Origin of the sequence: Paraburkholderia sp. BL6669N2, assembly GCF_003387275.1 — a bacterium.
GTDB lineage: Bacteria > Pseudomonadota > Gammaproteobacteria > Burkholderiales > Burkholderiaceae > Paraburkholderia.
This window is the reverse complement of record NZ_QUNA01000001.1, coordinates 2,049,413-2,070,458: the sequence shown is the minus strand read 5'-3', so window position 1 is coordinate 2,070,458 and position 21,046 is coordinate 2,049,413. Positions and strand designations below refer to the sequence as shown.

Below are 21,046 nucleotides of genomic sequence, written 5' to 3'. Positions count from 1 at the left end.
CTTCAGGCAGCTCTGTACCCGTTGGCAGCGCCTTCTCCATGACCGATCTCAACTCCGCGCCGTCCGCGAGCCACCTCGCGGGTTTGCGTGCGCAAGCCGCCGCGCCCAACGCCGCCGCCGGCGACTGCCTGGCGTTCGGTTTGGCGTTGCTGCAACACGCCGGCCGCGACAAGGCGAGCCAGCGCGAGGCGCTTGCTGCGCTGGTGCGCGCCTATCAACTCGATCCTTCCTGCGAACCGACACTGCTGCATACGATTGCGCAAACGGCGTTCGTGTTGCGCGACTGGGCATTGGTCGACTCGGCCACCGGCCTGCTGCTCGCGCGTCATGCCGAAGACGCCAACGCGTTGATCTGGCGCGCGGCGGCCGTCCAGCAGCGCGATGATTTCGCCGCAGCCGAGGCGCATTTACGCGAAGCCGTGCGCGTCGTGCCGGGTAATCCGGTGGCGCTTCACAAGCTGGCGCTGTGTATCAAGGAGCAGGCGCGATTCGCCGAGGCCGAGGCGTTGCTGCGGCAAGTGCTGGCGCTTTCGCCGCACAACGCCCATGCGCTGTTCGATCTGTCGGAACTCGAGATTCGCAGTGGACGGTTTGCCGATGGCTGGGCGCATTACGAGTCGCGCATCGCGTTCGCGGCGGGCGAACTGAATAACGCGCAGCAAGCCCTCGCGGCGATCAGTGCGCATTGGCAGGGCGAATCGCTTGCCGGCAAAACACTGGTGGTGTACGGCGAGCAAGGCAATGGCGACTGCCTCTGGGCGGTGCGTTTTTTGCCGCTGCTGGCCGAGCAGGCGCGGCGTGAGGGCGGCCGGGTGGTTTTTGGCCACGACGGACCGTTGCGGCATCTATTCGAAAGAATGCTGCCCGCCGACTTGCCGCTCGAAACGAGTCTGGAGACGCAGCCGGATTTTCATTGCGGGCTGATGAGCCTGCCGCTGCGGCTCGGTATTGTCGACGCAACGGGGTGGGGCGCGCCGTACTTGAGCGCTGATCTTGCTCTTGAGCAGACATGGCGTGAGCGAGTCGAAGCGCACCCGGCGGGTAAGCGCGGCAATCGCAAGGTCGGTCTGGTGTGGAACGGCAATCCGGACCATATCCGCGATATGCGGCGTTCGGTGCCGGCCGAGCAAATCGAACCGCTGTTGAATGTAGCCGGTGTGACCTATTTCGCTGTGTCGCCGGGGCGCGGCGAGACGGTCGCGCAGTGGCAGGCCAAGGGTCTCGACGTCGTCGATCTGACGCATCATTTTCAGTCCGGCTTCGACGATGTCGCAGCGTTGCTCGCGAATCTGGATCTGGTCGTCACGATCGACAGCGGGCCCGCGCATCTGGCGGGAGCGCTTGGCGTGGCGACCTGTTTGATGATCGACCACGTCTCCGCCTGGTTCTGGGGCGATGGATCGCCGGAGACTGCCTGGTACGATTCGATCGAGTTAGTTCGACAGCCGCATGTCGGCGACTGGGCGCCGGTGGTGGCGAAGGTGCGAGAGCGGATTGAAGCGGTGGGGCGGCGCTGAGTTGCCTGCCTTCGCAGCGCCGGCATTCAGAAGCAGGCGCTGCGAAGGCAAGTGAAGCATCGATTACATGTTCGGATAGTTTGGACCGCCGCCACCTTCAGGCGTGACCCACACGATGTTCTGCGTCGGGTCCTTGATATCGCAGGTCTTGCAGTGCACGCAGTTCTGCGCGTTGATCACGAGGCGTTCGCTGCCGTCGTCGTTCTTCACGAACTCGTACACGGCCGCCGGGCAATAGCGTGATTCCGGACCGGCATAGGTCTGCCAGTTCACATTCACCGGCACGGACGGATCTTTCAGCGTCAGGTGAGCCGGCTGATTTTCCTCGTGATTCGTGTTCGAGATGAACACTGAAGAAAGGCGGTCGAACGTGAGCTTGCCATCGGGCTTCGGATACACGATCGGCTTGCATTGGGAAGCCGGCTTGAGCATCTCGTGATCCCAATGCTGATGATGCAGCGTCCACGGTACGTTGCCGCCCAGCAGCTTCTGCTCGATGCCCACCATCAGCGTGCCGAGGTACAGGCCCTTGCTCATCCACTGCTTGAAGTTGCGCGCGCGATGCAGTTCCGTGTGCAGCCACGAAGTCTTGAAACTCTCCGGATACGCGGTGAGTTCATCGCTGGTGCGACCTGCCTGCACGGCTTCAAAAAGCAGCTTCGGCAGCCAGCATGCCGGTCTTGATCGCCGCATGCGAGCCCTTGATCCGCGACGCGTTCAGGAAACCCGCATCGTCGCCGACCAGCGCGCCGCCCGGGAACACCAGCTTCGGCAGCGACATCAGGCCGCCGGCCGTGATCGCGCGTGCGCCGTACGACACACGTTTGCCACCTTCGAGCACCGCGCGAATCGCCGGATGCGTCTTGTAGCGCTGGAATTCCTCGAACGGCGACAGATACGGGTTCGTGTAGCCGAGGCCGACTACAAAGCCCACCACCACCTGATTGTTGTCCATGTGATACAGGAACGAGCCGCCGTACGTATCGTTCTCCAGCGGCCAGCCGGCAGTGTGCATCACCAGACCCGGCTTGTGCTTCGAAGGATCGATTTCCCACAGTTCCTTGATGCCGATCCCGTAGACCTGAGGATCGGCGCCTTCGCGCAGCTTGAATTTATCGTTCAGCTGACGGCCCAGGTGCCCACGCGCGCCTTCGCAGAAGAGCGTGTACTTCGCGTGCAGCTCCATGCCGAGCTGGAAGTTCTCGGTCGGCTCGCCGTCCTTGCCGATGCCAAGGTTGCCGGTGGCGACGCCTCTGACCGAACCATCGCCGTTATACAGAATCTCCGCCGCCGGAAAGCCCGGGAAGATTTCCACGCCCAGCGCCTCGGCCTGCTGACCCAGCCAGCGCGTGACATTCGCGAGGCTGATCACGTAGTTGCCGTGATTCTTGAAATTGTCCGGCAACGCCCAGGTCGGCACGCTCTTCGAGCCGGTTTCGGTCAGGAACAGGAACTTGTCTTCGGTCACGTCGACCGTCAGCGGCGCGCCTTTTTCTTTCCAGTCCGGAATCAGTTCGGTGATCGCGCGCGGATCCATCACCGCGCCCGACAGGATATGCGCCCCGATCTCCGAGCCTTTTTCCAGTACGCACACGCCAAGCTCGACGCCTTTTTCCGCTGCCAGCTGCTTCAGGCGGATCGCCGCGGACAGCCCGGCGGGGCCTCCACCGACGATCACGACGTCGTATTCCATCGACTCGCGTGGACCGTATTGCTCAATGAGACTTGCGGGGGTCATTGATGCTCCTCTTACCGTTAGAATGCTTTTTTCGGGTTCGTATTGTGGGCGATGCACACCCGCACTGCAACCAGATGAGCAGAGATTAGCACGATCGTTCTATTTCTATGATACGGTATGACCCGTAGTGACGGTCTTACCGCACCCGTCAACCGCAGCCGTAACAACAACCGAACAAGGAACGACAATGGGCCGTTCGATCAATCTGGAAGGCAAGGTCGCGCTGATTACCGGCGCCTCGAGCGGGTTGGGAAAGCGCTTTGCTCAAGTGTTGTCGCAGGCGGGCGCCAAGGTCGTGCTGGCGAGCCGGCGGACCGAGCGTCTGAAGGAGTTGCGCGCCGAGATCGAGGCCTCCGGCGGCGCGGCGCACGTCGTTTCGCTCGACGTGACCGACTACCAGAGCATCAAGTCGGCGGTCGCCCATGCGGAGACCGAGGCCGGCACGATCGATATTCTGGTGAACAATTCGGGCGTGTCGACCACGCAGAAGCTCTCGGAAGTCACCCCCGCCGACTTCGAATATGTGTTCGATACCAACACGCGCGGCGCGTTCTTCGTCGCTCAGGAAGTCGCCAAGCGCATGATCATGCGCGGCAACGGCGCGCAGAAGCCGTCGTACCGCATCATCAACATCGCGTCGATGGCGGGTTTGCGCGTGCTGCCGCAGATCGGCCTGTATTCGATCAGCAAGGCGGCTGTCGTGCATATGACGAAAGCCATGGCGCTGGAGTGGGGCAAGCACGGCATCAACGTGAACGCGATCTGCCCGGGCTACATCGACACGGAGATCAATCACCATCACTGGTCGACGGAGCAAGGGCAGAAGCTCGTGTCGATGCTGCCGCGTCACCGCGTCGGCAAACCGGAAGATCTGGACGGACTCCTGCTGCTGCTGGCGGCGGACGAATCGCAGTTCATCAACGGCTCGGTGATTGCCGCCGACGACGGCTTCGGGCTCTCCTGAACGCAAGACGGCGCGGCCGGCGCTCGTGCTTGCAGGTCGCGAGGACCGGATTTGCGTCCGTTCGAAGAAACTGTTTTACACCCTCGGGACTTTGTCCTTTCGAGGGCGCGCGCTATGTTGCTGTCTGTCTCTGCGCCGGTCCGCGCGCCGGCTTCAACCTGATTTCAACCCGTTAAAGAAGTACGATGAGCGATTTTCACGCAGTTTTCGAGATGTCGATGCCGATCCGCTGGGGCGACATGGACGCCTTCGGCCATGTGAACAACACAGTCTATTTCCGCTACATGGAGCAGGTGCGGATTTCCTGGTTCGAACAGCTGGGCCTGGCCGGTAACAATGCCGACGGCCAGGGTCCGGTGATCGTCAATGCGTCGATGGAGTTTCTCAAGCAACTGCATTATCCCGGCGACGTGATCGGCCGGATGACGGTGGCCACGCCCGGCCGCAGCAGCTTCGACACGGGTTTCGAACTCGTGCGCGCGGACGATCCGAATACCGTCTATGCACGTGGCGCCGCGCGCTGCGTCTGGATCGATTACGCGGCGGGCAAGTCGGTGCCGGTGCCGGACCTGCTGCGCGAAACCATCGAGCGGGCTGCGCTGGTCAAGGTGGCGTAATAGCCGGCTTTCAGCCGATTTTCGTGGCGAACCGGCGGCGTTCGCTAACGTTGCCGTGCATTGCCCGCTTGCCTCTGAGGTGGCCTGCTAAAGGCGCGACTCAGCGTCGCGCGAACCAGCGTCCCGACACACGCGCCGCTGCTTCAATGCCCGAGCAGGCGCTGCAACAACTCCGTCGCGTTACCCGTATCGTATTTGCGCATTAGCCGCGCCCGGTAGACATCGACGGTGCGCGGGCTGATATCCAGCACCCGCCCGATCTGCTTGCTGGTTTTTCCCGTCACCAGTTGCGCGGCGATTTCGCGTTCGCGCGGTGTCAGTTCGACCGCCACGCGCCGTGTCGCGCTCAAGTCCTCGAAGGTCCAGACGCCCGCCGCGTGCGGGTCGGCGCGTTCCTGCGCGCGGCCCGTCACGTGGCACCAGAACAATTCCCCGTTGGCCCGTTTCATGATGCGGTCGTCCGCGTAGCTGCCGTGCGCCGTCATGATGGGCGGAATCCGCGCGCCGATCCGCTCGAATTCGTCTGTGGACGGATACAGCACCTGGAACGACTGGCCGAGCAGCGACTCTCGCGTGCAGCCGAATATCGACGCGAGCTCGTCATTGCAGTCTTCGATAGTTCGTTCGCGCGACAGGACGAGTCCGATTGGAGCGAGCTGGAACGCGGTTTGATAATCCAGTGCGGGCATGAATTGGCGGCAAGTACTTATGTATTTTTGCGTATTGTGCCGCATGGCGCGCCCAGCGTACTCTTTCGAGCACATGACAACGCGGCGAAGCCGTCCGCGGCGGGCTTTGTACTACGCGCAGCGAAACCGGGGCGCACGGCCGGCCGGGGATGACTAGAATGACGTGTCGGGCTCGGGCCCGCCCAACGTGATATCAGCCGCAACGATCCGAATTCGGGTTTCCATAAAGGAAGGGACATACTGATGAACAAGGTCTATCCAGGCGCCGCCGAGGCGCTGAAAGACATCGTCAAGGACGGGCAGACGTTTGCCGTCGGCGGCTTCGGGCTGTGCGGCATTCCGGAGGCGCTGATCGGCGCACTGCGCGATTCGAAGGTGCAGGGCATCACCTGCATCAGCAACAATGCGGGCGTCGACGGTTTCGGCCTCGGTCTGCTGCTCGAAACGCGCCAGGTCAAGAAGATGATCTCGTCGTATGTCGGCGAGAACAAGGAGTTCGAACGCCAGTATCTGGCCGGCGAACTCGAACTCGAATTCACGCCGCAAGGCACGCTCGCCGAGAAGCTGCGCGCGGGCGGTTCGGGCATTCCGGCGTTCTTCACCAATACCGGCTACGGAACGCTGATCGCCGAAGGCAAGGAAACCCGCCAGTTCGGCGAAAACCACTACGTGCTGGAACACTCGCTGACGGCCGACGTCGCTTTGGTGAAGGCGTGGAAGGCCGACAAGTCGGGCAACCTGATCTACCGCCGCACCGCGCGCAATTTCAACCCGATGTGCGCGATGGCCGGCAAGATCACCGTCGCGGAAGTCGAAGAGATCGTCGAAGTGGGCGAACTCGATCCGGACGCGATCCATACGCCTGGCATTTTCGTGCAGCGCATTGTGCTCAATGCGAATCCGGAAAAACGCATTGAACAACGCATTGTCCGCGCGAAAGGAGACTGATCATGGCATGGACTCGTGACGAAATGGCCGCACGCGCGGCGAAGGAATTGCAGGACGGTTTCTACGTGAACCTCGGCATCGGCCTGCCGACGCTGGTCGCCAATCACGTGCCGGCGGGCGTCGAAGTGTGGCTGCAGTCGGAAAACGGCCTGCTCGGCATCGGCCCGTCGCCGACCGAAGAAGAAGTGGACGCCGACCTGATCAACGCCGGCAAGCAGACGGTGACCACGCTTCCGGGTTCGTCGATTTTTTCGTCGGCGGATTCGTTCGCGATGATTCGCGGCGGCCACATCAATCTGGCGATTCTCGGCGCGATGCAGATCAGCAAGAAGGGCGATCTGGCCAACTGGATGATCCCGGGCAAGATGATCAAGGGCATGGGCGGCGCGATGGATCTGGTCGCGGGCGTCAAGCGCGTGGTCGTGCTGATGGAGCACGTCGCGAAGGGCGATCAGCACAAGATCCTCGACGAATGCACGCTGCCGCTCACGGGCGTGGGCGTGGTCGACCAGATCATCACCGACCTTGGCGTGATCGAAGTCACGGACAACGGGCTGAAGGTGACCGAACTGGCGCCGGGCGTGAGCGTCGAGGAAATCAAGGCCAAGACGGGCGCGCCGCTCGATGTGAGCGCGGTTAGCTGAATGGCGTGCGGCGAGGCCGTCTGAAGCGGTTTGAGGCTGGTTGAGGCGGGTTGAGGCTTGCGGAGGCCGCTGTGCGGCCGGATGCGGCTGGTATGAGCGGCAGGCGGCCGCGAGGCGGTTCCCAGGCGGGCGAGGCGTGAGTCTCGCCCGTTTTGTTTTGTGCGCCGGACATTCGTTCCGGGCCGTCCTATGCCATCCGGCCGACTCTTGCCGCTCGGCAAAGCGGTTTACAATCATTTGAAGATTGAACGCCTATCTGTCCCTGCCGTGCCCAGGCCGAACCCGCAGCGCTTTTGCAAGGAACCCAGATGACCGCAACCACGTTCGCTTCCACCACCGGACGGCTTGCGCCGCGCCAACGTTATGTGCAGTGCGCGAGCGCCGGTGGCTTGCACCGCATCGCTTATACCGAGTGGGGCGACCCGGCCAATCCGCGCGTGCTGTTGTGCGTGCACGGTTTGACCCGTTCAGGGCGCGATTTCGACCGCCTCGCGCAAGAGTTCGCCAACACTTACCGCGTGGTGTGCCCGGATGTCGCGGGGCGGGGCTTGTCATCGTGGCTTGCCAACCCCAACTTCTATACGGTGCCGCAATACGTCGCCGACATGGTCACGCTGATCGCGCGCCTGAATGTGGAGACGGTCGACTGGTTCGGCACGTCCATGGGCGGCCTGATTGGGCTTGGACTTGCCGGGTTGCCCGAAACGCCGATCCGCAAGATGTTGTTGAACGATGTCGGTCCGCATCTGGAGCCGGCTGCGGTACAACGCATCGGAGAGTATCTCGGCAAGCCCGTGCAGTTTGAAACGCTGCAGCAAGGTATCGACTACGCGGCCTTGCTCGCGCAGACCTTTGGTCCGCTCACACCTGACGACTGGCGCGAAATCAACACCCCGCTTCTGCACGAACAGGACGGCAAGTGGCTGTTCCGTTACGACCCGCGGATCGCGCAGCCCTTTACGGCAACCACCGAGGAAGCGGCCAAACTCGGCGAGGCCGCGCTGTGGCATTCGCTGGCCTCGTTTCAAGGGCCGGTGCTGGTGGTGCGCGGCGAGTTGTCCGATCTGCTCTCGCGTGAAACCGTCGCGAAGATGGTCGAGACCGGGCGTGCGGTGTCGAGCGCGGAAATCGCCGGTGTCGGACACGCGCCGGCGTTTCTGTCAGCCGATCAGATCGACATCGCGAGGCGGTTCTTTATCGGACCGGCCGCCGACGCGTCATAATATGCAGTTGCGCGCGGCGTCCTCGACGGGGCGCGATGCGCAACGCATCTCCGATCAATTTTCAAACCAACTCAGGATTCGCCATGGCAGTCATTCGTCACCACGTCGGCAAGCGCCTCTCGGAAATCGCCGTGCATAACGGCACCGTGTACCTCGCGGGCCAGATCGCCGAAGACGCGGATCAGGACATCACGGGTCAGACGCGCGAAGTGCTCGGCCACATCGACCGTCTGCTGGGCGAAGTGAATAGCGACAAGTCGCACTTGCTGTCGGTGCAGATCTACATCTCGGACATGGTCCACTTCGCCGGCATGAACGCGGTGTGGGACGAGTGGGTTGCGCAAGGCGCCACGCCGCCGCGCGCAACCGTAGAAGCAAAGCTTGCCAATCCGAAGTGCCTGGTCGAAATCTGCGTAGTCGCTGCGCAGCGCGCGTAAGCTGGGCACGTGCAGTTGAAATTCCGTTGAATCGTCTGGCCCGGTGGGCCGTCGCACCATGAATACCGAAACCGTTACGAACGCGCCGAACCCTCTTCCTTCTTTCGATGAAGCGATGGCGTTCGTGCGCGAGCATGCGGGCGAGGTGCGATTGTCGTCGGGCGAAATGCTGGCGGACCATGCGGCGGGCACGGCGTCGATCATGCGCAAGCTCAATGTCGATCCGCCGGCGGTGCTGGCGGCGGCGTTGTTTGCATTGACGCCGCATCTGCAGGACCCGGAGCGCCTGATCGCCGACAACTTCGGCGAAGAAGTCGCGCAACTGGTCGGCGACGTGCGCAAGTTGCTGCGCCTAGGAACGGTGAGCATGCGGGCTGCGCAGAACGCCATGCCTGAAGCCGGGCGCGATGCGCAGGCCGCACGCCGCGCGCAGGTCGAGGCGCTGCGCAAGATGCTGCTCGCGTTCGCGCAGGATATTCGGGTGGTGCTGATCCGGCTCGCATCGCGCCTGCAATCGCTGCGTTACTACGCGGCGGCGAAAATCACGCCTTCACCGGACGTGGCGCGCGAGACGCTCGATATCTATGCGCCGCTCGCCAATCGTCTCGGGATCTGGCAACTGAAGTGGGAGCTCGAGGATCTCGCGCTGCGCTTCGAAGAGCCGGTCACGTATAAGCGCATCGCCAAACTGCTCGACGAAAAACGCGTCGAGCGCGAGAGCTATGTCGCGCAGGCTATCGAACGCCTGCAAAAGGAATTGGCCGCGGCGCATATTCGCGCGGAAGTGAGCGGTAGGCCAAAACACATTTACAGCATCTGGCGCAAGATGCGCGGCAAGGAACTGGATTTCGCCGAGCTGTACGACGTGCGCGCATTTCGTGTGATCGTGCCGGACATCAAGGATTGCTACACGGTGCTCGGCATCGTGCACAACCTGTGGCAACCGGTGCCGAAAGAGTTCGACGACTACATTTCGCGGCCGAAGCCGAACGGCTACAAGTCGCTGCACACGGTGGTGATCGGCGACGACGGCCGCGCGTTCGAAGTGCAGATCCGTACGCACGAAATGCATCAGTTCGCCGAATACGGCGTCGCCGCGCATTGGCGTTACAAGGAAGCCGGCACGCGCGGCTACGGCGGCCAGTTCGCCGCCAACGAGAAGTACGACGAGAAGATCGCGTGGCTGCGTCAGTTGCTCGCATGGAAAGATGAAGTCTCCGAAGGCGAGCACGGTGAGAAGCGCGCGTCGCAGCCGTGGGAACAACTGCGCCAGGCCACGCTCGACGACGACCACATCTATGTGCTGACGCCGCAGGCGCGGGTGATTCCGTTGCCCCACGGCGCCACGCCTGTCGATTTCGCGTACCACTTGCATAGCGAGTTGGGGCACCGTTGCCGCGGCGCGCGCGTCGACGGCGCGATGGTGCCGTTGAACACGCCTTTGCAAAACGGTCAGACGGTGGAGATCGTCGCGGTGAAGGAGGGCGGGCCGTCGCGCGACTGGCTTAACCCGCAACTCGGCTATCTGCAAAGTCCGCGCGCGCGGCAGAAGGTGCGCGCGTGGTTCAATGCGGTCGAAGTGCAGGAACATATCGCGAGCGGCCGCGCGATGGTCGAGAAGACCTTGCAGCGCGAGGGCAAGACGTCGGTCAATCTGGATCAGCTCGCGGCCAAGCTTGGCTTCAAGACTACCGACGACTTGTTCTCCGTGGTGGGCAAGGAAGAATTCAGTTTGCGGCTCGTCGAGCAGGCGCTGCACGATGCGCCGCCGCCGGAACCGGTGGTCGAAGCGCCGGAGCAATTCGAGAAGCGCAGTAGTGGTGCGAGCGTGGCGCGCGGCGCGTCCACGGGCGTGCTGGTGGTTGGTGTGGATGCGTTGCTCACGCAACTCGCGCGCTGCTGCCGGCCCGCGCCGCCTGACGATATCTGCGGCTTCGTTACGCGCGGCAAAGGCATGTCGATTCATCGCAGCGATTGCCCGACGTTCCTGCGCATGGCCGATCGCGCGCCCGAGCGCGTGTTGCAAACGGCGTGGTCGGCGGAGGTGATGAGCGGCCGTGGTCAGTCGGTCTATCCGGTCGATCTCTCGATCGATGCAACGGATCGGCAGGGCTTGCTGCGCGATATTTCCGAAGTGTTCGCGCGCGAGAAGATGAACGTGATCGGCGTGAAAACGCAGACGCGCCGTAACGCTGCGTTCATGCAATTTACCGTCGAGGTCTCGAGCGCGGCGCAGATTCAGCGCGCGTGCACGTTGCTCGGCGAAGTCACGGGCGTGGTGCGCGCTTCACGCAAGAGTTGACGAGTGTGCGGCGCACGCATGGCCGGTCGAGGTTTCTGCTGGACATGCATGAGCGCGTGAGTAGAAATTTAAAGTCGGTGCATAAAAGTACTTGCCAAGCAGTGTGGCGCTCCATATAATCTCGTTTCTTCAGGCTCGTAGCTCAGCTGGTTAGAGCACCACCTTGACATGGTGGGGGTCGTTGGTTCGAGTCCAATCGAGCCTACCAACGAAAGAGAAATTCCGGCTTTGCCGGGGTTTCGCAAGCTGCAGTAAGCGCCTTTGGCGCAAAAGGCGAATACGGTTATGACACCGCGAACGTTGACCGAGACTACTTCGGAGCGACGCTAGTCGAGGACCACTTTCGCCACTGTAGTTAGCAGGAAATGTGAATGCGGCCCCTCGAAAGCGGGGCCGCATTTTTTTTGTTTTTTTGACCTGGTTGTATGTGCCACCGCCGGTCGGCACCTCGGAGAACGCAATGGTTTCGATACGTCTGCCTGACGGTTCTGTTCGACAGTACGAGCATCCGGTGACCGTCGCCGAAGTGGCCGCCTCGATCGGCCCCGGCCTCGCGAAAGCCGCGCTTGGCGGCAAGATCGACGGTGAACTGGTCGATACGTCTGCGCTGATCGATCACGACGTGGCGTTGGCCATCGTCACCGAGAAAGACGCGGACGGTCTCGATATCATCCGTCACTCCACCGCGCACTTGCTCGCATACGCGGTGAAGGATCTGTACCCGGAAGCGCAGGTCACGATCGGCCCGGTCATCGACAACGGTTTCTACTACGACTTCGCGTACAACCGTCCCTTCACGCCGGAAGATCTCGAGAAGATCGAAAAGCGCATGCAGGAACTCGCGAAGAAAGACGAACCCGTTTCGCGCCGCGTGGTATCGCGCGACGAAGCGGTGGACTACTTCAAGAGCATCGGCGAAAAGTACAAGGCCGAGATCATCGAATCGATTCCCGCTACCGACGACATCAAGCTGTACTCGCATGGCGGCTTCACCGATCTGTGCCGCGGTCCGCACGTGCCGTCCACCGGCAAGCTGAAAGTATTCAAGCTGATGAAGGTCGCGGGTGCCTACTGGCGCGGCGATTCGAAGAACGAACAATTGCAGCGCATCTACGGTACGGCCTGGACGAAGAAGGAAGACCAGGAAGCGTATCTGCACATGCTCGAAGAAGCGGAGAAGCGCGATCACCGCAAGCTCGGCAAGCAACTCGATCTGTTCCACATGCAGGACGAGTCGCCGGGCATGGTGTTCTGGCATCCGCGCGGCTGGACGCTGTGGCAGCAGGTCGAGCAGTACATGCGCCGTCGCGTGAACGACGCGGGTTACCTCGAAATCAAGACGCCCATGATCATGGACCGTTCGCTTTGGGAAGCATCGGGCCATTGGCAGAACTATCGTGAAAACATGTTCACGACGGAATCGGAAAAGCGCGACTACGCGATCAAGCCGATGAACTGCCCGGGTCATGTGCAGGTGTTCAATCACGGTTTGCGCTCGTACCGCGATCTGCCGTTGCGTTACGCCGAGTTTGGTTCGTGCCACCGCAATGAATCGTCGGGTGCGTTGCACGGCTTGATGCGCGTGCGCGGTTTCGTGCAAGACGACGCGCACATTTTCTGTACCGAAGACCAGTTCATCAGCGAATCGATCGCGTTCAATACGCTGGCGATGAGCGTCTACAAGGATTTTGGCTTCGACAATGTCGAGATCAAGCTGTCGCTGCGCCCGGACGCGCGTGCCGGCACGGATGAGACGTGGGATCGCGCGGAGCAGGGTCTGCGCGAGGCGCTGACGGCCTGCGGCGTGACGTGGGAAGAGTTGCCGGGCGAGGGCGCGTTCTACGGCCCGAAGGTCGAATACCACATCAAGGACGCGCTTGGCCGCTCGTGGCAATGCGGTACGCTGCAGCTCGATATGGTGCTGCCGGAGCGTCTGGGCGCGGAATACGTTGCCGAAGACAACAGCCGCCGTCGCCCGATCATGCTGCACCGGGCAATCGTCGGATCAATGGAGCGGTTCCTCGGCATTCTGATCGAGCACCATGCTGGTGCAATGCCCGCATGGCTTGCGCCGATGCAGGTCGTAGTGATGAATATCGCGGAAAGTCAGGCGGAATATGCGCGTTCTTTAGCCCAATCGTTGCAAAAACAAGGGGTTAGAGTAGAGGCGGATTTGCGCAACGAGAAGATTAGCTATAAAATACGCGAGCACACGCTGGAAAAGGTGCCGTACCTGCTTGTGGTCGGCGACAAAGAGCGTGAAGCCCAAACGGTAGCCGTGCGTGCCCGTGGTGGTGTCGATCTGGGTGTGATGCCCCCCGACACCTTCATTGAGCGTCTGCGCCAGGATGTGCAGTCGTTCAATTGAGCCACTTGGCAGCCCGGCTCGTTTTTTTAAATTTTAGAGGAAACGTAACATCGCTACTGATAAGTCTGCGCACCGCATCAACGGTGAAATTACGGCACCCGAGGTGCGTCTGGTCGGCGTCGAGAACGAACCGCTCGGCATCGTGAAACTCGCTGATGCGTTCCGCATGTCGGAACAGCAAGACGTGGATCTGGTCGAAATCGCTCCGCAAGCGGTTCCGCCGGTTTGCCGCTTGATGGACTACGGCAAGTTCAAGTACTCGGAAGCGAAGAAGCAACACGAGGCCAAGCTGAAGCAGAAGATCGTCCAGGTCAAGGAAGTCAAATTCCGCCCGGGCACTGATGACGGCGACTACAACGTCAAACTGCGCAACCTCATCCGCTTCCTCGACGACGGCGACAAGACGAAAATCACGTTGCGTTTCCGTGGCCGCGAAATGGCTCACCAGGAAATCGGTATGCGCATGCTCGAGCGCCTGCGCACGGACCTCGACGAAGTCGGTCAGGTCGAGCAGATGCCGAAAATGGAAGGGCGCCAGATGATCATGGTGCTCGCTCCGAAGAAAAAGAAGTAAGCGATCAGCGCTGCGGCGCGCCGTGTGGCGCGCGCTCTGGTTGTGAGTAAAGTTTGAAACGATGCGGCGCCGGGTGTCCGGTGCCGCCTCAGCAGGTTTCGGAACGACGCGTGTACAATGCGCGTCGCTTCCCGAAAAGCGGCTGCCGGCAGTTCAGGCGGTCTGCATACCAAGTGGAGTGGGTTTCGAAGGGCGGGTAATGGCCAATGGCTGACCGCACACCCATATCCATCTAATAATGGAGTTGTCATGCCGAAGATGAAGACCAAGAAGAGTGCTGCAAAGCGCTTCGTGGTGCGTCCGGGCGGTACCGTCAAGCGCGGTCAAGCCTTCAAGCGCCACATTCTTACCAAGAAGACCACCAAGAACAAACGCCATTTGCGCGGTTCGACGGCAGTTCATGATGCAGATATGAACTCCGTGCGCGCAATGCTGCCGTTCGCTTAACCCTTAACCGAAACTCATAGGAGCAAGACATGCCTCGAGTAAAACGTGGGGTTACCGCACGGGCCCGTCACAAGAAGATCATCAAGCTGGCCAAGGGTTACCGCGGCCGTCGCAATAACGTCTATCGCATCGCCAAGCAGGCGGTCATGCGCGCAGGCCAATACGCCTACCGCGATCGCCGCAACAAGAAGCGTGTGTTCCGTGCATTGTGGATCACGCGTATCAACGCGGCGGTGCGTCAGCACGACATGACGTACAGCGTGTTCATCAACGGCCTGAAGAAGGCTTCGATCGAACTCGACCGCAAGGTGCTGGCCGACATGGCTGTGTTCGACAAGGCTGCTTTTGCTGCGATCGTTCAGCAGGTGAAAGCCGCCGTTGCAGCCTGATTGCGCTTCTGGCAATTAATACTGCGTGGTTCGTTGCAGCGAAGATCCGGTAGTCTCGGTGACGCTGCAGCAAAAACGGGGCTCCTCACCGAGCCCCGTTTTTGTTGGTAGAACCAGTTTTGCTTCGATTGAACACTGACGTTGAAATGATGGGATCAATGGATCTGGACCAGATTGTCGCTGACGCGCAAAAAGCCTTCGCAGAAGCCTCCGACGTCACCACCCTCGAGAACGAGAAAGCGCGCTTTCTCGGCAAATCGGGTGCGCTGACCGAGCTGTTGAAGGGCCTTGGCAAACTCGACCCCGAAACGCGCAAGACCGAAGGCGCACGGATCAACCTCGTCAAGCAACAAGTGGAAGCCGCGTTGACAGCCCGCCGTCAGGCGCTGGCCGACGTGCTGCTGAACCAGCGCCTCGCCGCTGAAGCCATCGACGTCACGCTGCCGGGCCGCGGCACCGGCGCAGGCAGTCTGCACCCGGTGATGCGCACGTGGGAGCGCGTCGAACAGATTTTCCGTACGATCGGATTCGACGTGGCCGACGGCCCCGAAATCGAAACCGACTGGTACAACTTCACCTCGCTGAACAGCCCGGAAAATCACCCGGCGCGTTCCATGCAGGACACTTTCTACGTCGACGGCAAAGATGCCGACGGCCGTCAACTGCTGCTGCGCACGCACACCAGCCCGATGCAGGTTCGCTATGCGCGCACCAACACGCCACCCATCAAGGTGATCGTGCCGGGCCGCACGTACCGTGTGGACAGCGACGCGACGCATTCGCCGATGTTCAACCAGGTTGAAGGCCTGTGGATCGACGAGAACATCAGCTTCGCGGATCTGAAGGGCGTCTACACAGACTTTCTCAAGAAATTCTTCGAGCGCGACGACATTCTCGTGCGCTTCCGTCCGTCGTATTTTCCGTTCACCGAACCGTCGGCCGAGATCGACATGTTGTTCGAAACGGGCAAGAACGCCGGCAAATGGCTCGAAATTTCGGGCTCGGGCCAGGTTCACCCCACGGTGATCCGCAACATGGGCCTCGACCCGGAGCGTTACATCGGCTTTGCTTTCGGAAGCGGCCTCGAGCGGCTCACCATGTTGCGTTATGGCGTACAAGACCTGCGTCTGTTCTTCGAAAACGACCTGCGTTTCCTGCGTCAATTCGCCTGAACCGGCGCGTACGAACGCGACAAGCATAGAGCGCGGCAAGGCACACAGTGCTTGCCGCGTGCAGCGTCCCCGGCAGTGTCCGATGAGTGGCATCGCATGAACATCGCGCCGAGTCAAAACATTGCCGGACGTGGACCTAACCTGATCAGAACGTACACAGAACCATGCAATTCCCGGAATCCTGGCTGAGAACCTTTGTCGATCCGCAACTGACGACCGACGAACTGTCGCACGCGTTGACGATGGCCGGTCTCGAAGTCGAAGACCTGCGGCCGGCCGCGCCGCCGACCTCGAAGATCGTCGTCGGCCAGGTGCTGGAAGTCGTCAAGCACCCGGACGCGGACAAGCTCAACGTCTGTCAGGTCGACGCCGGCACGGGCGCGACGCTGAACATCGTGTGCGGTGCGCCGAACGTGGCGCCCGGCATCAAGGTGCCGGTCGCGCTGGTGGGCGGGCAACTGCCGCCCGCTGAAGAAGGCGGCGCGCCGTTCGCGATCAAGCTCTCGAAGCTACGCGGCGTGGAAAGCCAGGGCATGCTGTGCTCGGCACGCGAACTGAAGCTCTCTGAAGATCATAGCGGCCTGCTGATCCTGCCGGAAGATACGCCGATCGGCCAGGACATCCGCGAAACGCTCAATCTCGACGACACCGTGTTCGAGATCAAGCTGACACCGAACAAGGCGGATTGCCTGTCGGTGTTCGGCGTGGCGCGCGAGACCTCGGCCATCACCGGCGCGCCGCTGCGCCCGCTCGAGATCAAGCCGGTCGAAGTGAAGCTCGACGAGACGCTGCCCGTCAAAATCTCGGCGCCGGATCTGTGCGGCCGTTTCTCGGGCCGCGTAATTCGCGGCGTGAACGCGCGCGCCAAGTCGCCGCAGTGGATGGTCGAGCGTCTGGAGCGTTCGGGCCAGCGCAGCATCTCCGCGCTGGTCGATATCTCGAACTATGTGATGCTCGAACTGGGCCGTCCGTCGCACGTGTTCGATCTGGACAAGATCCACGGCGGCATGGACGTGCGCTGGGGCCGCAAGGGCGAAACGCTCAAGCTGCTGAACGGCAATACCGTCGAACTCGATGAAACCGTTGGCGTGATCGCCGACGAGCAACACATCGAAAGTCTCGCGGGCATCATGGGCGGCGACAGCACGGCCGTCACGCTCGACACCACCAACATCTATCTCGAAGCCGCCTTCTGGTGGCCCGACAGCATTCGTGGCCGCTCGCGCAAGTACAACTTCTCGACCGATGCAGGCCATCGCTTCGAACGCGGCGTCGACTATGCGACCACCGTCGATCATATCGAGCGCATCACGCAACTGATCCTCGACATTTGCGGCGGCGCAGCCGGCCCGGTCGACGATCAGATCGTCAACGTGCCGAAGCGCGAGCCCGTGAAGATGCGTGTTTCGCGTGCGAACCGCATCATCGGCATCAAGATCGACGCGGACGAAATCGCGCAGATTTTCACGCGCCTCGGCCTGTCGTTCGAGCGCAGTGAAGACACGTTCTCGGTGATGCCGCCGTCGTATCGCTTCGATATCGAAATCGAAGAAGACCTGATCGAAGAAGTCGCGCGCATCTACGGCTTCGAAAGAATCCCGGCGCGTCCGCCGGTCGCGACCAGCGAGATGCGCGCGACCAATGAGACGCAGCGTTCGATCCACGAGCTCCGTCACGCGTTCGCGGCGCGCGACTACGCGGAGACGGTGAACTTCAGTTTCGTCGACGCCGAGTGGGAACAGGACTTCGCCGGCAACGACAAGCCGGTACGTCTGCTGAATCCGATTGCGAGCCACTTGTCGGTGATGCGCACGACTCTGTTCGGCAGCCTGATTCACGTGCTGCGTACGAATCTGAACCGTCGCACGGCGGATCGCGTACGCGTGTTCGAAGCCGGCCGCGTGTTCCTGCACGATCCGTCGATCAAGGCCGGTGAGCTCACGGTCGAAGGCTTCGCGCAGCCGAAGATGATCGGCGGCCTCGCGTACGGTCCCGCGCTCGAAGAGCAGTGGGGCGCGGCGACGCGCACGGTCGACTACTTCGACGTGAAGGGCGACCTGGAAGCTGTGCTGGCGCCGGCCGTTGCGCGCTTCGTCAAAGCGGAGCATCCGGCGTTGCATCCGGGACGTAGCGCGCGTATCGAACTGAATGGGCGCGCAGTCGGCTGGATTGGCGAATTGCATCCGCGCTGGATGCAAAAATATGATTTACCGCATGCGCCGATTCTGTTTGAAATCGAAGCGGAAGCATTAATGCAGCGCGTATTGCCGATTCCGTCTGAAGTGTCTAAATTTCAGCCGGTGCGTCGTGATATTGCGGTGGTCGTCGATCAGAAAATCGAGGTCCAGGCACTGCTGGACGAGCTCCAGAAGGCCCAGTCCGAACCCGCCTGCAAGACGGTTCAGAAGGTTGTGCTTTTCGACGAATTCCGTCCAAAATCAAACACTTCCGGTGGTCTCGGCGCTCACGAGAAAAGCCTTGCGTTCCGTGTGACCTTGCAAGATACTGGCGGAACCCTTCAGGATGAAACGGTCGATCTGGCTATTCATACTCTGGTGGAACGTCTGGCTCGAGTATATGGCGCACGGTTGCGCGGATAACCCGCATTTAACAATTGCACGGCTGTATCCGCATCCATTGTTTTCCGCTTGGCGCGCCATTTGATAGATATGAATGAAATGAACTCGAGTGATTTCGAAGCCCTTCTTACGGCGCAGCGTAGCGCCATGATTCGCGAAATTCCGACATCACCCGCCGTCGTTTCCACTGAAACGCCGACGCTCACCAAGGCGGAACTTGCTGAGTTGCTGTTCGACAATGTCGGGCTCAACAAGCGGGAAGCGAAAGACATGGTCGAAGCGTTTTTCGAGGTGATCCGCGACGCGCTGGAGAGTGGCGACAGCGTGAAGCTGTCGGGGTTCGGCAACTTCCAGTTGCGCGACAAACCCCAGCGTCCCGGCAGAAACCCGAAGACCGGCGAGGCGATTCCGATCGCCGCGCGTCGCGTTGTGACGTTCCATGCAAGTCAAAAGCTGAAAGCACTGGTTGAGAACGGCGCTGACGCGAGCTTCACGCGCTAATCGACTGGCGCGTTCCTGCGCAACCCACCACGACGGCTAACTGACGATGACAGCGACGATCGAAAAAGTCGTCTTGCCTCCGATTCCGGCGAAGCGTTACTTCACGATTGGTGAGGTCAGCGAACTATGCGGCGTGAAACCGCATGTCTTGCGCTACTGGGAACAGGAGTTCACGCAGTTGAGGCCGGTCAAGCGGCGTGGCAACCGTCGCTACTACCAGCATCACGAGGTGCTGTTGATCCGGCGGATTCGCGAGTTGTTGTACGAACAGGGCTTTACGATCAACGGCGCGCGCAACCGGCTCGATTCACATGGCGGTGGAGCGCACGGTGCGCCGGGCGGTGCGATCGAGGAAGGCGAGGGTGCTGCGGTGCCGGCGGCAACCACAGCCGCCACCACGGTAGACGTCGAGCAGTTGCGTAAGGAATTGCTGCACGTAATCGATTTGTTGGGGCACTAGCCGCCTTTGTTAACAGAAGGCGGTTCTAATCGAATGAAGTGTCTGTTATAATTTTTAGCTGTTCGGGGCGTAGCGCAGCCTGGTAGCGTACCTGCATGGGGTGCAGGTGGTCGGAGGTTCAAATCCTCTCGCCCCGACCAAGATTAAAAAGCCGCACGCCTAAAGGCGTCGCGGCTTTTTCGTTTTTGGCCGCCACCGCGGCAAGGCTGCGATCGTTCGTCGCGCTATCACGATCACATCATTTGAGCCGCGTACCACTCCGGCCCAAGCCTCTCGCACGCGACAACGTGACACTGCTTCACGCCAGGTAGGCTGGACATCAGGGCCTGCACTGAAGCGCGACCGACCCTCTTCTCGCACAGCCGCTCGGCGACGACTATCCTCTTGCCGGCCGCAGACCTAAACGCCGTTATGATGACGCGTGGATCATCCGGCATCTCGCGACCATCTTGATGATCCAGATTGCTTTCGGCGCATTGTTGCCGATGAACGACGGTACGCTGCCGCGATTTCTAACGGAAATTTTTCCGACGCACGTGCGTTACCGTGGCTTTGCGTTCTGCTGCAACGCGGCCAATGAACCATTCGGCGGAAGGGCGCTGAGAGGTCTGGGCTCGGCTCGTTCGATCTCGAGCAAGCCGGTGCGCGAGTCTACGACCAGCGGCTCGATCGCAGCCGCTCGTTTTCGAATAAGCGCTCTACAGATTTGCCCATCACCTGCATGCCGTTCTTGATCCGCGCGTCTACCATGCACGCTTGCCCGCCGCGTGCGGCGCGTCTTGATCAACGGGTTTTCGCATGAGTCTGCTACTTCGTTTGTTGCTTCTGATATTCACCAGCCGGCGCCGCAGCCGGCTGCATGTGCTCGATACGTGCGTCACGCCGTTTCGCGTCTGGTTGAATGACCTAGATGTGTTGCTTCACATGAACAACGGCCGTTATTTCACGATTCTCGATCTGGCACGCGTCGATCTGATGATGCGCAGCGGCTTGTGGCGTCAATTGAAGGCACAGCGCTGGTATCCGGTTGTCACGCTGGAAACGATGCGTTTTCACCGCTCGCTCGAACTCGGCAATCGCTATGACGTCCGGACCCGCGTGATCGGCTGGGACGACAAGTACATCTTCATCGAACAAGGGTTCGTGCGTGACAATGCGCAAGTGGCGCTGGCCATCGTGCGGGCACGCTTTCTGAAGCGAAGCGGCGGTGTCGTGACTACTGCCGAGTTGATGCAACTGTCCGGCGTGACGCAGTCATCGCCGGCGTTGCCCGAATGGGTCGCGCGTTGGAGTGAGGCCGAAGGAGGGATGGTGTTTCCGTCGGGTTCTTCTGTTCCAGGCCAACAGGATGCGAGCGCCGTCACGCGTCGGTAAGCACTCTGTCGTGTGGGTCCAGGCGCGCCCGCATCAAACGGCATCCTGAACGAACTACTGATACCACGCGCCCAATCGATCATTAGGAGCGCCAGCCGCGCTT

The 21,046-nt window shown here is 61.2% G+C and carries 18 protein-coding genes, 2 tRNA genes and 1 pseudogene; 19 read left to right on the top strand and 2 right to left on the bottom strand.

Going from position 1 to position 21,046, the window contains the following annotated elements:
- Positions 1-38 precede the first annotated feature (38 nt).
- Positions 39-1,517 carry a tetratricopeptide repeat protein gene (locus tag B0G80_RS09510; protein ID WP_116117819.1) on the top strand — a complete coding sequence of 493 codons (1,479 nt, stop codon included), beginning with the start codon at positions 39-41 and terminating at the stop codon, positions 1,515-1,517.
- A 63-nt stretch (positions 1,518-1,580) separates the two neighbouring features.
- Here the strand turns inward: B0G80_RS09510 and B0G80_RS09505 are convergent.
- A pseudogene (locus B0G80_RS09505) lies at positions 1,581-3,255 on the bottom strand (electron transfer flavoprotein-ubiquinone oxidoreductase).
- A gap of 187 nt (positions 3,256-3,442) precedes the next feature.
- Here B0G80_RS09505 and B0G80_RS09500 point away from each other — a divergent pair.
- Together B0G80_RS09500 and B0G80_RS09495 are read left to right on the top strand one after the other, a co-directional pair.
- Entirely contained in the window at positions 3,443-4,219 is a 777-nt protein-coding gene (locus B0G80_RS09500; protein ID WP_012433748.1) for an SDR family oxidoreductase, read from the top strand.
- A 185-nt stretch (positions 4,220-4,404) separates the two neighbouring features.
- Positions 4,405-4,836, top strand: coding sequence for a thioesterase family protein (locus tag B0G80_RS09495; protein WP_041758509.1), 432 nt, complete (start codon positions 4,405-4,407; stop codon positions 4,834-4,836).
- 143 nt (positions 4,837-4,979) lie between these two features.
- On the opposite strand, the gene B0G80_RS09490 is transcribed toward B0G80_RS09495, so the two are convergent.
- On the bottom strand, positions 4,980-5,525 hold the full coding sequence (locus B0G80_RS09490) for a LuxR C-terminal-related transcriptional regulator (protein WP_106279195.1): 546 nt from the start codon (positions 5,523-5,525) through the stop codon (positions 4,980-4,982).
- A 243-nt stretch (positions 5,526-5,768) separates the two neighbouring features.
- Here B0G80_RS09490 and B0G80_RS09485 point away from each other — a divergent pair, with 243 nt between their 5' ends.
- The 16 genes from B0G80_RS09485 to B0G80_RS09395 all read left to right on the top strand — a co-directional run bounded on the left by B0G80_RS09485 (position 5,769) and on the right by B0G80_RS09395 (position 20,943).
- The gene (locus B0G80_RS09485; protein WP_106279196.1) at positions 5,769-6,473 is read left to right on the top strand and encodes a CoA transferase subunit A; all 705 of its coding nucleotides are present in this window, start codon (positions 5,769-5,771) and stop codon (positions 6,471-6,473) included.
- A gap of 2 nt (positions 6,474-6,475) precedes the next feature.
- Positions 6,476-7,117 (top strand): CoA transferase subunit B, encoded by a 642-nt coding sequence (locus tag B0G80_RS09480; RefSeq protein ID WP_106279198.1) that lies wholly within the window; start codon positions 6,476-6,478, stop codon positions 7,115-7,117.
- Positions 7,118-7,425: 308 nt separating this feature from the next.
- Positions 7,426-8,340, top strand: coding sequence for an alpha/beta fold hydrolase (locus tag B0G80_RS09475; RefSeq protein ID WP_116117818.1), 915 nt, complete (start codon positions 7,426-7,428; stop codon positions 8,338-8,340).
- 83 nt (positions 8,341-8,423) lie between these two features.
- On the top strand, positions 8,424-8,777 hold the full coding sequence (locus tag B0G80_RS09470) for a RidA family protein (protein WP_106279733.1): 354 nt from the start codon (positions 8,424-8,426) through the stop codon (positions 8,775-8,777).
- 58 nt (positions 8,778-8,835) lie between these two features.
- The gene (locus B0G80_RS09465; RefSeq protein ID WP_116117817.1) at positions 8,836-11,079 is read left to right on the top strand and encodes a bifunctional (p)ppGpp synthetase/guanosine-3',5'-bis(diphosphate) 3'-pyrophosphohydrolase; all 2,244 of its coding nucleotides are present in this window, start codon (positions 8,836-8,838) and stop codon (positions 11,077-11,079) included.
- 131 nt (positions 11,080-11,210) lie between these two features.
- Positions 11,211-11,287: transfer RNA gene (locus B0G80_RS09460), tRNA-Val, on the top strand.
- Between the two features lie 252 nt (positions 11,288-11,539).
- Positions 11,540-13,447, top strand: a complete 1,908-nt coding sequence (gene thrS / locus B0G80_RS09450) for a threonine--tRNA ligase (RefSeq protein WP_116117816.1) — start codon at positions 11,540-11,542, stop codon at positions 13,445-13,447.
- A gap of 49 nt (positions 13,448-13,496) precedes the next feature.
- Positions 13,497-14,021, top strand: coding sequence for a translation initiation factor IF-3 (infC, locus tag B0G80_RS09445; RefSeq protein ID WP_074263967.1), 525 nt, complete (start codon positions 13,497-13,499; stop codon positions 14,019-14,021).
- Between the two features lie 249 nt (positions 14,022-14,270).
- A complete protein-coding gene (gene rpmI, locus B0G80_RS09440; protein ID WP_012433738.1) occupies positions 14,271-14,468 on the top strand; it encodes a 50S ribosomal protein L35 in 198 nt (65 codons plus the stop codon).
- 29 nt (positions 14,469-14,497) lie between these two features.
- Positions 14,498-14,857 (top strand): 50S ribosomal protein L20, encoded by a 360-nt coding sequence (gene rplT, locus B0G80_RS09435; RefSeq protein ID WP_006052502.1) that lies wholly within the window; start codon positions 14,498-14,500, stop codon positions 14,855-14,857.
- A 158-nt stretch (positions 14,858-15,015) separates the two neighbouring features.
- Complete coding sequence (gene pheS, locus B0G80_RS09430) at positions 15,016-16,029, top strand: phenylalanine--tRNA ligase subunit alpha (protein ID WP_181196504.1); 1,014 nt, start codon at positions 15,016-15,018, stop codon at positions 16,027-16,029.
- Positions 16,030-16,193: 164 nt separating this feature from the next.
- Positions 16,194-18,629: a phenylalanine--tRNA ligase subunit beta gene (gene pheT / locus B0G80_RS09425; RefSeq protein WP_116117815.1), complete on the top strand. Its 2,436-nt coding sequence runs from the start codon at positions 16,194-16,196 to the stop codon at positions 18,627-18,629.
- Between the two features lie 69 nt (positions 18,630-18,698).
- Positions 18,699-19,109 carry an integration host factor subunit alpha gene (locus B0G80_RS09420; RefSeq protein ID WP_106279208.1) on the top strand — a complete coding sequence of 137 codons (411 nt, stop codon included), beginning with the start codon at positions 18,699-18,701 and terminating at the stop codon, positions 19,107-19,109.
- 46 nt (positions 19,110-19,155) lie between these two features.
- Entirely contained in the window at positions 19,156-19,569 is a 414-nt protein-coding gene (locus B0G80_RS09415) for a MerR family transcriptional regulator (protein WP_116117814.1), read from the top strand.
- A gap of 63 nt (positions 19,570-19,632) precedes the next feature.
- Positions 19,633-19,709: transfer RNA gene (locus tag B0G80_RS09410), tRNA-Pro, on the top strand.
- 658 nt (positions 19,710-20,367) lie between these two features.
- A complete protein-coding gene (locus tag B0G80_RS09395) occupies positions 20,368-20,943 on the top strand; it encodes a thioesterase family protein (protein WP_116117812.1) in 576 nt (191 codons plus the stop codon).
- Positions 20,944-21,046: the final 103 nt, after the last annotated feature.

Bases quoted from the DNA above. Each gene is read 5' to 3' on its own strand.
- B0G80_RS09510 (WP_116117819.1), top strand. From the start codon at position 39: ATGACCGATCTCAACTCCGCGCCGTCCGCGAGCCACCTCGCGGGTTTG.
- B0G80_RS09500 (WP_012433748.1), top strand. From the start codon at position 3,443: ATGGGCCGTTCGATCAATCTGGAAGGCAAGGTCGCGCTGATTACCGGC.
- B0G80_RS09495 (WP_041758509.1), top strand. From the start codon at position 4,405: ATGAGCGATTTTCACGCAGTTTTCGAGATGTCGATGCCGATCCGCTGG.
- B0G80_RS09490 (WP_106279195.1), bottom strand. From the start codon at position 5,525: ATGCCCGCACTGGATTATCAAACCGCGTTCCAGCTCGCTCCAATCGGA.
- B0G80_RS09485 (WP_106279196.1), top strand. From the start codon at position 5,769: ATGAACAAGGTCTATCCAGGCGCCGCCGAGGCGCTGAAAGACATCGTC.
- B0G80_RS09480 (WP_106279198.1), top strand. From the start codon at position 6,476: ATGGCATGGACTCGTGACGAAATGGCCGCACGCGCGGCGAAGGAATTG.
- B0G80_RS09475 (WP_116117818.1), top strand. From the start codon at position 7,426: ATGACCGCAACCACGTTCGCTTCCACCACCGGACGGCTTGCGCCGCGC.
- B0G80_RS09470 (WP_106279733.1), top strand. From the start codon at position 8,424: ATGGCAGTCATTCGTCACCACGTCGGCAAGCGCCTCTCGGAAATCGCC.
- B0G80_RS09465 (WP_116117817.1), top strand. From the start codon at position 8,836: ATGAATACCGAAACCGTTACGAACGCGCCGAACCCTCTTCCTTCTTTC.
- thrS (WP_116117816.1), top strand. From the start codon at position 11,540: ATGGTTTCGATACGTCTGCCTGACGGTTCTGTTCGACAGTACGAGCAT.
- rpmI (WP_012433738.1), top strand. From the start codon at position 14,271: ATGCCGAAGATGAAGACCAAGAAGAGTGCTGCAAAGCGCTTCGTGGTG.
- rplT (WP_006052502.1), top strand. From the start codon at position 14,498: ATGCCTCGAGTAAAACGTGGGGTTACCGCACGGGCCCGTCACAAGAAG.
- pheS (WP_181196504.1), top strand. From the start codon at position 15,016: ATGGATCTGGACCAGATTGTCGCTGACGCGCAAAAAGCCTTCGCAGAA.
- pheT (WP_116117815.1), top strand. From the start codon at position 16,194: ATGCAATTCCCGGAATCCTGGCTGAGAACCTTTGTCGATCCGCAACTG.
- B0G80_RS09420 (WP_106279208.1), top strand. From the start codon at position 18,699: ATGAATGAAATGAACTCGAGTGATTTCGAAGCCCTTCTTACGGCGCAG.
- B0G80_RS09415 (WP_116117814.1), top strand. From the start codon at position 19,156: ATGACAGCGACGATCGAAAAAGTCGTCTTGCCTCCGATTCCGGCGAAG.
- B0G80_RS09395 (WP_116117812.1), top strand. From the start codon at position 20,368: ATGAGTCTGCTACTTCGTTTGTTGCTTCTGATATTCACCAGCCGGCGC.